This is a genomic window from Candidatus Cryosericum hinesii (assembly GCF_003570985.1).
Taxonomy (GTDB): domain Bacteria; phylum Caldisericota; class Caldisericia; order Cryosericales; family Cryosericaceae; genus Cryosericum; species Cryosericum hinesii.
On record NZ_QXIW01000025.1, the window covers coordinates 1 to 12,441 of the forward strand.

The 12,441-nt window shown below is 55.3% G+C and carries 18 protein-coding genes and 5 tRNA genes; all 23 read right to left on the bottom strand.

What is annotated here, in order from left to right; genetic code table 11:
- Window positions 1-53: 53 nt before the first annotated feature.
- Window positions 54-129 (bottom strand) — tRNA-Thr (locus SMC3_RS04830).
- A 1-nt stretch (window position 130) separates the two neighbouring features.
- Window positions 131-207 (bottom strand) — tRNA-Met (locus tag SMC3_RS04835).
- Between the two features lie 179 nt (window positions 208-386).
- Window positions 387-461 (bottom strand) — tRNA-Gly (locus SMC3_RS04840).
- Window positions 462-469: 8 nt separating this feature from the next.
- Window positions 470-554 (bottom strand) — tRNA-Tyr (locus tag SMC3_RS04845).
- 4 nt (window positions 555-558) lie between these two features.
- A tRNA-Thr gene (locus SMC3_RS04850) sits at window positions 559-634 on the bottom strand.
- Between the two features lie 60 nt (window positions 635-694).
- Window positions 695-1,240: a sigma-70 family RNA polymerase sigma factor gene (locus tag SMC3_RS04855; RefSeq protein ID WP_126851552.1), complete on the bottom strand. Its 546-nt coding sequence runs from the start codon at window positions 1,238-1,240 to the stop codon at window positions 695-697.
- A complete protein-coding gene (rlmB, locus tag SMC3_RS04860; RefSeq protein ID WP_119087485.1) occupies window positions 1,224-1,979 on the bottom strand; it encodes a 23S rRNA (guanosine(2251)-2'-O)-methyltransferase RlmB in 756 nt (251 codons plus the stop codon). Before rlmB ends, SMC3_RS04855 begins: the two co-directional genes overlap by 17 nt.
- A complete protein-coding gene (gene cysS, locus SMC3_RS04865; RefSeq protein WP_119087486.1) occupies window positions 1,972-3,453 on the bottom strand; it encodes a cysteine--tRNA ligase in 1,482 nt (493 codons plus the stop codon). Before cysS ends, rlmB begins: the two co-directional genes overlap by 8 nt.
- Window positions 3,454-3,550: 97 nt before the next feature.
- Window positions 3,551-3,943: a 30S ribosomal protein S9 gene (gene rpsI, locus SMC3_RS04870; protein ID WP_119087487.1), complete on the bottom strand. Its 393-nt coding sequence runs from the start codon at window positions 3,941-3,943 to the stop codon at window positions 3,551-3,553.
- Window positions 3,944-3,953: 10 nt separating this feature from the next.
- On the bottom strand, window positions 3,954-4,385 hold the full coding sequence (rplM, locus tag SMC3_RS04875; protein ID WP_119085802.1) for a 50S ribosomal protein L13: 432 nt from the start codon (window positions 4,383-4,385) through the stop codon (window positions 3,954-3,956).
- A 137-nt stretch (window positions 4,386-4,522) separates the two neighbouring features.
- On the bottom strand, window positions 4,523-5,251 hold the full coding sequence (gene truA / locus SMC3_RS04880; RefSeq protein WP_165846583.1) for a tRNA pseudouridine(38-40) synthase TruA: 729 nt from the start codon (window positions 5,249-5,251) through the stop codon (window positions 4,523-4,525).
- A gap of 8 nt (window positions 5,252-5,259) precedes the next feature.
- On the bottom strand, window positions 5,260-6,066 hold the full coding sequence (locus SMC3_RS04885) for an energy-coupling factor transporter transmembrane component T family protein (RefSeq protein ID WP_165846584.1): 807 nt from the start codon (window positions 6,064-6,066) through the stop codon (window positions 5,260-5,262).
- Window positions 6,066-6,929, bottom strand: a complete 864-nt coding sequence (locus SMC3_RS04890) for an energy-coupling factor transporter ATPase (protein WP_119089897.1) — start codon at window positions 6,927-6,929, stop codon at window positions 6,066-6,068. The genes SMC3_RS04885 and SMC3_RS04890 overlap by 1 nt, the downstream gene beginning before the upstream one ends.
- Complete coding sequence (locus SMC3_RS04895; protein ID WP_119089898.1) at window positions 6,914-7,738, bottom strand: ATP-binding cassette domain-containing protein; 825 nt, start codon at window positions 7,736-7,738, stop codon at window positions 6,914-6,916. Before SMC3_RS04895 ends, SMC3_RS04890 begins: the two co-directional genes overlap by 16 nt.
- A complete protein-coding gene (gene rplQ / locus SMC3_RS04900; protein ID WP_119087492.1) occupies window positions 7,739-8,095 on the bottom strand; it encodes a 50S ribosomal protein L17 in 357 nt (118 codons plus the stop codon).
- Window positions 8,096-8,143: 48 nt separating this feature from the next.
- A complete protein-coding gene (locus tag SMC3_RS04905; RefSeq protein WP_119087493.1) occupies window positions 8,144-9,079 on the bottom strand; it encodes a hypothetical protein in 936 nt (311 codons plus the stop codon).
- A 9-nt stretch (window positions 9,080-9,088) separates the two neighbouring features.
- The gene (rpsD, locus tag SMC3_RS04910) at window positions 9,089-9,718 is read right to left on the bottom strand and encodes a 30S ribosomal protein S4 (RefSeq protein WP_119087494.1); all 630 of its coding nucleotides are present in this window, start codon (window positions 9,716-9,718) and stop codon (window positions 9,089-9,091) included.
- A 9-nt stretch (window positions 9,719-9,727) separates the two neighbouring features.
- Window positions 9,728-10,123: a 30S ribosomal protein S11 gene (rpsK, locus tag SMC3_RS04915; protein WP_119085809.1), complete on the bottom strand. Its 396-nt coding sequence runs from the start codon at window positions 10,121-10,123 to the stop codon at window positions 9,728-9,730.
- 14 nt (window positions 10,124-10,137) lie between these two features.
- A complete protein-coding gene (gene rpsM / locus SMC3_RS04920; RefSeq protein WP_119087495.1) occupies window positions 10,138-10,512 on the bottom strand; it encodes a 30S ribosomal protein S13 in 375 nt (124 codons plus the stop codon).
- 10 nt (window positions 10,513-10,522) lie between these two features.
- Window positions 10,523-10,639, bottom strand: a complete 117-nt coding sequence (rpmJ, locus tag SMC3_RS09590; protein WP_119085811.1) for a 50S ribosomal protein L36 — start codon at window positions 10,637-10,639, stop codon at window positions 10,523-10,525.
- Window positions 10,640-10,669: 30 nt separating this feature from the next.
- Entirely contained in the window at window positions 10,670-10,885 is a 216-nt protein-coding gene (gene infA, locus SMC3_RS09595; RefSeq protein ID WP_119087496.1) for a translation initiation factor IF-1, read from the bottom strand.
- Window positions 10,882-11,628: a type I methionyl aminopeptidase gene (map, locus tag SMC3_RS04935; protein ID WP_119087497.1), complete on the bottom strand. Its 747-nt coding sequence runs from the start codon at window positions 11,626-11,628 to the stop codon at window positions 10,882-10,884. Before map ends, infA begins: the two co-directional genes overlap by 4 nt.
- Window positions 11,615-12,277 carry an adenylate kinase family protein gene (locus SMC3_RS04940; protein WP_119087498.1) on the bottom strand — a complete coding sequence of 221 codons (663 nt, stop codon included), beginning with the start codon at window positions 12,275-12,277 and terminating at the stop codon, window positions 11,615-11,617. Before SMC3_RS04940 ends, map begins: the two co-directional genes overlap by 14 nt.
- Window positions 12,278-12,441 lie beyond the last annotated feature (164 nt).

Here is a 12,441-nt window from a genome sequence, read left to right on the forward strand (position 1 = left end):
CTCTTTCGCCATTATAACCTCCCGTGAGATGTGCTCTCGTATACACAATAAAATGGAGCCCACGACCAGAATTGAACTGGTGACCTTATCCTTACCAAGGATACGCTCTACCAACTGAGCTACATGGGCTTGGTCGCGGGGGACCGATTTGAACGGTCGACCTTTGGGTTATGAGCCCAACGAGCTACCAGGCTGCTCCACCCCGCATTCCTCGCTGTCGTTGTGCATAGGCACACAAACAGCAGTATGTATACTACTCGAAAAGCACAAGAAGTCAATCACCATCGGAGCACCGAACGCTCCGTAGGAGGTGCCGCACTTCAGAAGCTGCCCGAGAGGGCATGCACGATCCTCCTGAAGGAGGAGTGCAGCTCCAGTTGAAACGCTGGAGCGGGAAACGGGATTCGAACCCGCGACAACCTGCTTGGAAGGCAGGGGCTCTACCGCTGAGCTATTCCCGCCAGTGCAATGGTGGGCAGGGAGGGATTCGAACCCCCGTAGGCATTGCCAACAGATTTACAGTCTGCCGCCATTAACCGCTCGGCCACCTACCCACACTGGAGCCGACGACCCGAATTGAACGGGTGACCAGTTGATTACAAATCAACCGCTCTACCAGCTGAGCTACGTCGGCCTGCATCGCAGTTAGTATAGGTGCAAAGCCGCGTCTGTCAACCTGTAGAGCGGGGCAGGCCTATGAAAGCGCTTTCCCCAGCTTCCGCTTTGCTCTTGCGAGCGCATTCGAAACAGACGCTTTCGACATCTTCAGTCCTGTGGCGATGACCTCGAGGCTCTCACCTCGGAGATGCCTCTCGAAACATGCGCGCTCACAATCGCTGAGTGTGACAGCAAGTGCTACCATGTCGGGAACTCCTGCCTCTGCAGGGTCGCCGAGGGAACTCCCCCATCCGTCGAGGGTGTCCGACAGTTCGACGCGAGGTCCGGCAGCCCGACGTGCCATGTCGATGAGTCTGTGCGAGGCGACAGTGGCGATGTACCCGTCGAGACTGCCCCGATGGACATTGTAGGTACGAATGGCGCGCAGAAAGCCCAGAACAGCCTCAGCGAGGCAATCGTCTCGTTCGTCCCGCTCGGTGCAGTATTTGCGGGCAACAAATTTGAGGAGAGGCAAGTACATCCCCAGCAGCTCCTCAAATGCTGTATTGTCGCCCGCCAGAAAGCGCTGCCTCAGCGATTCGACGTGTTCCGGTGAGCGACCATTTCTAGGACTCGATGGCACGGAAGAGCACGACCGCGAGCGCCGTGGAGACGTTCAGCGAGTCGACACCAGGCTTCATCGGAATCGTGATGAAGAAATCCGCATTCTTCCTGGTGAGTTCACGCATGCCGGCACCTTCGCTGCCGACAATAAAGGCAGAAGGACATGCGTACTTCTCCTTCCGGTAGTCATGGCCGTCTACAGCGTCCAGCCCGTAAAGCCAATAGCCGTCCTTTTTGAGTCGTTCCATGGCATATGCCAGATTTGCTACAACGGCAATTGGAAGACCGAATACCGTCCCGGCTGAGGCAGATACTGCCGCTGGCGAGAAGGGACTTGTCCGGTCCTTCGTGACGATGAGACCCCCGGCCCTTGACGCAGCGACCACACGGATAATCGCTCCCAGATTGTGGGGATCGGTGACCTGATCCACAAGGACGACTGAACGGCCAGCGGGCTCAGGAGGCATCGCCCCCATGAGAGCGTTCATGTCCAATAATCGCAGTCGCGCGCACTGAGCGGCGATACCCTGATGAGGGACATCACCAAGGGTCTTCTGGAACCACGATCCGACCTTATACTCCATCGGCACCTTCTGCCGTGAAGCTACATCCTTGATCATCCGGATGCGGTCGTCTTTGTCGCTACCGGATTCAAAGATGATTTTCTCGACCGGATGCTCAGCGGACAGCGCACCCATAACCGAGTTCTTACCATAAATAAGCATACCTTCCGGTCTTGTTCTATCACTATTAGCCATGGATGCGATACCTCACACCATCAACGCCGTCCTCCAGAGCGATACCAACACCCCTGAGGCGCTCCCTGATCTGGTCAGCCACGTCGTACTGTCCTGCCTCACGAGCGACCCGACGCTTCATGACAATCGTATCGAGAAGATCGCTCGTGGAATTGTGATCGTCCACAGCAACTCCAACCTCTGCGGCAACGGCCATGAGCGCATGCTGCTTGCCGGCAAGAAGACTGGACTTGTGTCCCATGTAGTCATTCGTCTGGTCGAGGCCAAGCACCCAGAGAGCCGAGCGGAAGACTTCGAGCGCACGAGAAGCCTCTGATCCACCAAGCAGCCGCTCCGAAGCCGTGCGGCGCACTCGAGTCATGAACTCGTAGACGGAAGCAAGTGCACGGGACATGTTGAGATTGTCTGCCAGCGAAGCGTCAAACTCACCGAGAAAGCTGGAACATACGCTCTCAAACTCTGGCTCGACGCCGTCATGGGAGACCTGACCCAATCCTTGCAGAAATGCCCCGAACTCCGCCATGCGCTCATAGGTTGTGAATGCCTGTCCGAACCCCGAAATGTTGAACTTCAGTGGTTTCTCATATGACGTCTGGAGAAGATAGAGCCGGACGACCTGCCCCGGGTATTGCTCCAGCAGTTCGCGCACGGTCATGACATTGCCGAGTGACTTCGACATCTTCTCGCCGCCCATGTTGACCATTCCGGAGTGCATCCAGTAACGAACAAACTGCTGTCCGTCCAAAGCTGCTTCGCTTTGTGCTATCTCGTTCTCATGGTGAGGAAAGATGAGATCCTCGCCTCCCCCGTGAATGTCGAACCCTGCCCCGAGATGCCTCAGACTCATCGCCGAACACTCAATATGCCATCCCGGACGACCCTTTCCCCAAGGGCTGTCCCATGAGATCTCGCCAGGTTTGGCAAGCTTCCACAGGGCAAAATCCAGGGGGTCCTCTTTCGCTTCGTTCACTTCTACCCGGGCTCCGCTGCGCATCTCGTCGACAGAACGTCCTGAAAGACGACCGTAGTGGCTAAACTTGCGAACAGAGAAGTAAACTCCGTCTGATGAGACGTAGGCATAACCATTTGCGGCAATGCGACCAATGAGATCAATGATGTCCTGAATGCTTTCAGATACCCTCGGCGTGATGTCAGGAGTAAGAACATTCAAGGCTGCCATATCCTCGAGGTATTCGCCAATGTAGCGAGCAGAGAGATCCAGGGGCGCAACTCCCTGTTCCTGAGCCCGCCGAATGATCTTGTCGTCGATGTCCGTGTAGTTGCTGACGTGGGTCACCGCATAGCCGGCGTGCCGGAGGTAGCGTTTCAGGAGATCGTAGACGACAGCCGTCCGCGCGTGCCCGATGTGTGCCGAGGCATACGGGGTAACCCCGCAGACATACATCGTGATTCTGCCTGGCTCACGGGGCACGAGTTCGACGGTCTTTCGCGTCAGCGTATCGTGAATCCTCATCGTTGGTTTCCTCCACTACGTAAGCGTACCTACAGGGTATCAAAAAAGGCAGCAGGCACAATGTCCTGCTGCCCCCAGTAAAATACGAGAAGTCTGTCTAACGTTTCCTGTACTGAGTAGCCTTGCGGGCGCCTAGGAGACCGTACTTCTTGCGCTCTTTGATGCGAGCATCGCGCGTCAGAAGCTTGGCCTTCTTCAGAACCGGCTTGTTCTCCGGGTCCTGCTCAACCAGCGCACGAGCAATTCCATGGCGAACGGCTTCGGCCTGGCCATTGAAGCCACCACCGGCAACGCTCACGATCGCATCAAATACAGGCGTACCTCCCATGACTGTAAAGGCGGCCATGGTTTTCATGGACACCGTCTGAACTGGAAAGTAGACCTCGACCGGCTTGCCATTTACAACGATCTTGCCGGTTCCAGCAACGAGATGAACGCGTGCAATAGCAGTCTTTCTCTTACCCGTTCCCCAAATCTGAGTGGTTGGCACAGCATCCTCCCTAATTAGCCTTGAACTCAACAGGCTTCTGAGCCTGGTGAGGATGCTCGGGCCCCTGATAGACACGCAGGTTGCTGAGCAGTTCCTTGCCAAGTGTATTCTTGGGCAGCATGCCGCGAACCACACGCTTGAGCAGGAAGTCTGACCGCGTCTCAAGCATCTTGTTCCAATTCGTGGCTTTCAGACCACCTGGGTAGAACGAGTGATGATAGTGCATGGTCTGCGTACCCTTCTTGGGGTCGATTGCCAACTTCGAAGCGTTGATGACGATGACATTGTCGCCGACCATAGCATTCGGCGTGAACTCTGGTCTGTCCTTGCCACGAAGAATATTGGCAATGATCACCGCAAGTCGTCCAACACTTTGGTCTGTAGCATCAATCAGAATCCAGCGACGGGTAACCGTCTCTGGTCTAAAAAACGTTGTCTTCATTCATATCCTCCTGGTGAATTCCTTAGTAGATTACCACAAACCCGCGATTAGTCAACGCCTTGAGGCTGCAAACGATGGTGAACCCATACGCCCGGAGAGGGTTCGGGCAGATGGCCACATGCACCGCGCAACTGCTATCAAGCGTAGTCAACGGCAACCAGGTAGAGGCCGCCAGCCGCCATCACCTGCCGCGTATACGGGACGTCGGGTCCGGCAAACGCATTGTTCCACGTTTCGACACCGATCTTCCCTTGCCCGGCCTTGAGGACGAAGTACGCCATGCGGCGTACCATATGATACAGGAAATGATCACCCGAAACCATGAAGATAACCGCCTTATCCGTTTCAACGACATCAGCCGTGCTCAGCGTGCACGTCGTGTCCCGATGCGGCCTGCTTGGATCGATGTTTCCAAACCCCTTGAAATCATGCGTTCCAAGCAGAGCATGCGCAGCCTCATTCATCGCATCGGTCTTAACGGGATACTCGAGTCGATACGCATAACGAGCAAGAAATGGGGTCCAGCCTCCTTCCTTGATGAACACGTAGGCATAGGTCTTTGTCACTGTAGAAAACCGAGCGCTGAAGTTGGCGCTCTCACGAACACAATTGCGAATGGTAAGCCACTCGGGCATCATGACGGGAAGGCGCCGTACGACGCGCTCATAGAGAGCATCGTCGCGCAGAACAAAACTCACGACATTGTGAAGGGCATGGACGCCTCTGTCGGTTCGTGATGCCCCAACAACAGGAATGTATGATCCACAAACGGCCTTCAGCGCACCCTCGACGGTGCCCTGCACACTCATCAGAGACTTCTGCTTTTGGAAGCCGTAGGTGAAGGAGCCGTCGTAGGCTATGTCCATACGCACCATTACAGGAACAGGCGCCATAGGATGACCCCGGACAAAGCAGCTGCTGTTCCAAGAAGAATGAAAGCATCGAAGGACTGAAAGTGACGTGCATGATATCTCGTTCGGGGACTCCCTACGCGAAAGCCCCTTGCCTCCATCGCGACAGCCAGGTCGTCTGCCCGGCGAAAGGAGGAAACAAACAAGGGTATCAGAATTGGGATGAAGCTCTTCATACGCACGACGAGGCTACCTTCCCCGATCCGGGCCCCCCGCGAGACCTGAGCGCGTATGATGCGTTCGGTTTCCTCAAGAATCGTGGGCACAAACCGCATAGCGATACTCATGACAAGAGCAATTTCGGCAGAAGGTACGCCGATATGGCTCAGGGGCTTCAGCAGATCTGACACAGCATCGGTCAGCTCTATGGGAGAAGTACTCGCGGTGAGCAGGACGCTCACCAGCGTCAGCAGGACCAACCTGCAGAGAATGAAACCGGCCAATCCCAATCCCTCGCGTGTGATACGAACGAACCAGAATTGCCAGATAACAGTGCCGGGAGTGAAGAACACCTGCACGACGACGGTGAGAACAATAAGGAATAGGATGGGCTTGAGGCCACGAGCAAAAAAACGCAGAGGTATTCTCGAAACACCGATGCCAACGGCCAGGAGAAGGACAATAGGAATGTATTGTACCGTCTTCGTCGCGACAAAGACGCCAATCATGAGAGCAATAGTCGAAACAAGCTTCACAAGTGCACCAGACTGGTGCACGGCCGAAGTCCCAGGGTAGTGCTGACCCAGAACGAAACTGCGAGACAGCGCCACTATGCTCCTCCCTGCTCAGAGACGCACAGTCGTAACGAGTCCAGCATCCGACCCGTCGAACACTCATTCACTGTCAGGGTGCTTCCGCAGTCCTTGAGCGCACGGGCTAGACGGTAGCTCTCCGGAAGTTCCAGTCCCGTTCTGTCGACAAGGTCTGCATCACGAAAGAAAGCATCCGTTGATCCCTGGAACGCCACTGTTCCCTCGTCAAGTACGATCACCTGCTTGCAGAACTCGGCAACCTCGTCCATGTTGTGAGACACAAGAATCACAGTGACATTCGCCGTCTGGCGTAAAGACTCCAGCTCGGCCAGGACAGCCAATTTGGAGCCAGAATCGAGTCCCGCTGTGGGCTCATCGAGCACGATGTATTTCTGACCCATCGCGATGACTGAGGCGATAGCTACGCGACGCTGTTCTCCCCCGCTCAGCTGAAAGGGGGACAAGGGCAGAAAACGCTCTGGATCAAGACCGACGATACTCATTGCCTTGTGAACGCTTTCGTCGACCTGCTCTTTGCTGAACCCATAGTTGCGGCAACCAAAGGCTATCTCTTCAAAGATGGTCTCAGCAAAAAACTGGTCCTCGGGATACTGGAACACGATGCCAACTCTGCGGCGCACCTTGGCAAGCACTGCCCGCTGGTTAGAAACGATCTCATCGTCGACAATAACGTCGCCCCGTGTCGAGAACAAGAGTCCGTTCAGGTGTTCCACCAGCGTTGACTTGCCCGAGCCCGTCCGTCCCACGATGCCCACGAAGGCACCATCGTCGATGTGCAGGCTGATCCCCCGGAGCGCGAAGTACTCGAAGGGCTCACCACTGTCATAGACATAGTCGACGTTCTTCAGATCAATTGACATGCCGCTCTCGCGAATTCCTCCGGAGTCAGACACAACGGGAAGTCCGTCCAGCGCTCTTGCATAAGAAACGACGCTCGGGTGCTCAGTGGGAGCACTAAGTCCCCCTCCTTCACGACCACAGGATTCGAGAAGATGGCACGCGGCGAGTCCCAAGCTGCGAGCTGTCCATTTGTCAGTACGCCTACGCGCGACGCAACGAGCACTTCGTCCAGAAGGTGAGTGACCATGATAATGCCAATTCCCAATTCATGGTTCAGACGGAGCACCGTCTGCATCACTTCACGGCGATTGGTCGGATCCAGGAGAGAAGTTGCCTCGTCCAGAATGAGGAACGAAGGCTTCATGGCAAGCACTCCAGCAATAGCCACTTTCTGCTTCTGCCCGCCGGAAAGACGGTGAGGGGGGTAGTCGCGGAACTGTTCCAGGCCGAGGAGGTGCAATGCATCCCCAACGCGCTGCACCATTTCGGCATGGGGAAGCTCGAGGTTCTCCAGTCCAAAAGCGATATCGTCCTCTACAGTCGTCGCCACCAGCTGGTTATCCGGATTCTGGAACACGAGGCCGACGTCAAGCCCTGGACGCACATCCGTGACCACCAGGCTGCCGATGCCTGACAGCAAGTGCACACTACCGGACGTCGGACGCAAAAGCCCGCTGACAAGGCGGGCTAACGTACTCTTGCCGGACCCGTTGGGACCGACAATCGCAGAGATTGAGCCATCTGGCAACTCCAGGTCTATGTCACGAAGGACCTGGACAGCCCCCGCGGAGGTCTCGATTTGATACGAGACCTTGTCGAGGCGAATCATCTACTTCTCTACAAACTCCAGGACCGCCATGTTCGCTGCATCGCCCTTCCGATACCCGGCCTTGATGATACGCAGGTAGCCACCCGGGCGCGTGATGTAGCGATCCTTGGTCAACTTGAAGGCCTCGTCGACCGCTTCCGGCGTCAGAAGATAGGCGTGCAGCTTACGCCGCGTCGTCAAATCGTCGACCTTTGCAGTCGTGATGAGTTTCTCCACTACACGCTTTACTGACTTTGCACGAGTAATTGTTGTCTCAATGCGACCTTTCTCGATCACTGAGGTTGAGAGATTGCGCAACATCATACTGCGCAAGCCGCTGTATACGCCAAGCTTCTTCAGCTTTCTTCCATGTCTCATAGCAAGAATACTCCTCTCGTCACGTTCGCGCTTACCATCGGCGGCGCGCTAATCTTCTGGGACGCTGATGCCGACATCTCTGAGGGCTTCGTCAACGCTCTTGCGACCGGCCTCTCCGAAACCGAGGACAGGCTCTCCACGATGCTCTAGATAGTCAGCCACAGTCTCGACACCCGCATCCTTGAGAACCTTTGCCCAGCGGCTCTTGACACCATCCACATTCTCCAGGCTCTTCGACATCACGTTTTCGTTCGACGTCGTTGCCTCCGGAGCACTGTCCGCGGAACCCGGCGTCTTCAAACACACTCCTAGCTGTTGCGCGTGGCGATTCACTATATCAAGAGCTTCTTCAAGCGCATCACGGGCTCTGGTTGTCGGGAAATGCGTAATCTCGACGATCAGGCGCTCATAGTCGGCCTTCTGCTTGATTCTTACGGGTTCGACCGTGAAATTGGCTGTCCGTACAGGAGAATAGATGCTGTCGATCGCAATCGTGTCGACTGTCCCGCTCAACAGTTCATGGTTCTCCTCGTTGCTGACATACCCTACGCCGGTGCGCAATATCACCTGAAGATCGATAGCGCTGTCATCCGCGGAGAGTTCTGCGATCTTCAATTCCGGGTTAAAGATTTTCACCAATGAATTCTTCTCAAAGTCCTCGGCCTTCACCACGCCCCTCCCCTGTCGCTTGAGAGAAAGGGTGGCTTCACTGCCGTCGATAATGGAGACCTGGAGGTTTCTGATGTTGAAGATGAGCTCCTGAAGATCCTCCTTGATGCCTGGCAGTGACGTGAACTCATGAAGTGCACCGTTTACCTTGATTGCCACCGGGGCACTCCCGGGAATGGAAGACAGGAGAACCCGGCGAAGCGCATTACCCATCGTGGTTCCATATCCATGCTGCAATGGCTCGAAGACGAACTTGCCATATTCGGCGGTCTCTTCAGCAGATGTCAGTCTGATACCTTCAAGCCCTTCTATCATGGCAAGCTCCTACTTCGAGTAGTACTCGATGACAAGACGGGTATTGATGGGAACTCCAATCTGCTCAGCTGTCGGAATCGTGAGCACAGTGCCCTCAAACTTGTCAGGGCTGAACGACAGCCATTGCACAGTGGCTGGTTTGCTAGCAACAGACTCCTGCACACTGATCATGGACTTTCCGGTATCGGTCAGAGTCACAATATCTCCCACTCTGACCTGGTACGAGGGAATGTCGACGCGATGTCCATTGACGAACACGTTGCCGTGGCATACCATCTGGCGAGCGGACTTGCGACCCGGCTGGATCCCCATGCGGAACACAACGTTGTCGAGACGCCGCTCGAGAAGCTCCAGCAGCTTGCCACCTGTGGGGATCGCTTTCTGGGAGTTCGCGAGAGCGAAGTAGCCCCTGAACTGGCGCTCTGCCAGACCGTAGGCTAGGCGAAGGCGTTGCTTCTCCTTAAGGTGAAGTTCGTAGTCGCTGTCCTTGCGGAACTTCTGGTCGACTCCATGCTGACCTGGCCCCATCTTCCCGCGCTCGATCGCGCACTTGCCGCTGGAACAGCGAGAGCCTTTGAGGAATAGTTTCGTATTCAGTGCACGGCACTTCCGGCACGACGCATCAATATATCTGGACATGGTCGCCTCCTATACCCTTCTGATCTTGCGCGGCCTGCACCCGTTATGCGGGATGGGCGTAACGTCCTTGATGGACGAAACGTTGAGGCCGGCAGACTGCAGAGCACGGACAGCGATCTCACGACCCGAACCAGCGCCCTTCACAAACACGTTTACTCTGGACATTCCCATGGCGATAGCCTTCTCTGCCGCTTTCTGTGCGGCCACCTGGGCAGCAAATGGGGTCCCCTTCTTGGAACCCTTGAAACCGCTGCTTCCAGACGAGCCCCAGCATACAGTGTCACCCTGGGCATCGGTGATCGTTACAAGCGTGTTGTTGAACGATGAAAAGACATATGCCTTCCCCTCGCCAACTACCCGTTTCTCTTTCTTGCGCTTCACTACTTTCTTCTTAATGTCTGCCATACGATCCCCTTTGCCTATACCTTGGATGCCTTGGAACCGACGGTTTTCTTCGGTCCCTTGCGCGTGCGGGCATTCGTCCTGGTGCGTTGACCGCGAACGGGTAGTCCTCTCTTGTGACGGACGCCACGGTAGCAGTTAATCTCCATGAGCCTGCGGATGTTGGTCGAGACTTCGCGGCGAAGATCGCCCTCGACAACGAGATTGTCATTAATGGCCTTCTGGATTGCGAGAATCTCGCTCTCCGTTAGATCCTTGACCTTCTTGTCCTCAGACACTCCTGCAACACTGCAGATCATCTTATAGTTTGACTTGCCGATGCCGTAGATGTAGGTCAGGGCAATCCCGACCTTTTTCCCAGCAGCAAGATCGATACCACTAATACGAGCCACTATTCCTCCTTTACTTACCCTGGCGCTGCTTGTGCTTCGGGTTCTCGCAGATCACCATGATCGTACCGTTGCGCTTCACAATCTTACACTTAGCACAGATCTTCTTTACTGACGGTCTCACTTTCATAGGTCGCTACTCCTTTCAACTCTTCGACAACTACAATCGATAGGTGATACGTGCTTTTGAAAGGTCATAGGGTGTTATCTCAAGCCTTACCTTGTCTCCCGGCAGAATCTTGATGAAGTTGAGCCTCATCTTTCCGCTAATGTGAGCCAGCACAATCTTGCCGTTGCCCAGTTTCACGCGGAACATCGTCCCGGGGAGCGTTTCCACTATGACGCCCTCTGTCTCTATAACTTCTTTCTTGGTCATGGCTGTGTCAAGATGACAGGGCCCTGGGCCGTGACGGCTATCGTGTGCTCGAAATGAGCACTCTTTTGCCCGTCAACAGTAACAACCGTCCAATCATCGTTCAGAACGCGGACAGCGCTGCTACCAGCGTTGACCATGGGTTCGATCGCGATCACCAGTCCCTCCTTAAGAGTAATTCCTGTACCGGCTCTGCCGTAGTTGGGAACCTCGGGATCTTCATGAAGTTCCTTTCCCACACCATGACCGACGTAGTCGCGCACGACACTCATACCCTGAGCCTCAGCCACCTGTTGAACTGCGTGGCCGATGTCTCCCAGACGAGCTCCCACATGCACGGCGTCGATGCCGGCGTACAGGCTCCTTCGGGTCGTCTCGATAAGCTCCTTGTCTCGGGGTACAACCGACCCACAGGCAACAGTAATGGCCGAATCTGCATAGTATCCTTCATAGATAAGGCCGAGATCCAGCGAAACGACGTCTCCTGAATTCAGAACGCGATGCCCCGGAATGCCATGGATGACCTGTTCGTTGATGGAGACACAGAGCGTTGCCGGATAGCCGCTGTAGTGCAAAAATGCCGGTTTTGCTCCGAGCTCACGGATGCGAAGTTCTGCCGCGTGGTCCAGTTCGCGAGTCGTCACACCAGGAGAAACCATCTCTCCTATCTGATGCAATACTTCACCGAGCTTAGCCCCGGAAACACGCAGATGCTCAATATCCGAAGCAGACTTAAGCCGGATCATCAAGAACCCCCTGTATCCTGGCAAAAACAGCACCCGGATCACTGGCTCCATCAACAGTGATGAGCTTCCCCTGATCGCCGTAGTAGACGATCAGAGTCTTCGTCACCGCTTCATACGTACTCATCCGTGTCTTGACACTCTCCTCGCGGTCGTCTTCCCGCTGGATGAGGGGTGCGCCACAGAGGTTACAGAGTCCCTCCCTCTCTGGCTGCGAATAGTACACGTTGTACACACTGCCGTCGGAAGGACAGACACGCCGTCCCGATATGCGGCGGAACGCTGTCTCGACCGGCAGATCAACGTATACGGCTGCGGTCAAGCTAAGGTTTTGCTTTGTCAGATACTCGTCGAGAAATGCGGCTTGAGCGACAGTCCTCGGGTACCCGTCCAGAACAAAGCCTGCTTGCGCCTCCTGGGTCGACAGAAACGATTCGACGATAATCATGTTGACATCCTCGTCGCTCACAAGACCCCCAGCATTGATCTTGGCCGCAACCTCGACAGGAAGCTTGCCCTCCCGCCGAAGATTCCGGAAGTACTCACCACTCGAGAAGGTGGGCACTCTCCAGGTTTGCGCGATGAGCGCACCTTGAGTGCCCTTTCCCGAGCCCGGTAGTCCCAAAAGGATAATACGCGGGTGCTGCGCCATTATTTCATGAACCCCTTGTAGTGACGCATCATCATGTACGCTTCGATCTCCTGCACAGTCTCCAGTGCTACGCCGATAATGATAAGCAGTGAGGTACCGCCAAACGCAAAAGCCGAAATCTGCTGGTTCCGCATCGCGATGTTTGGCACGATAGCGAGGAACGC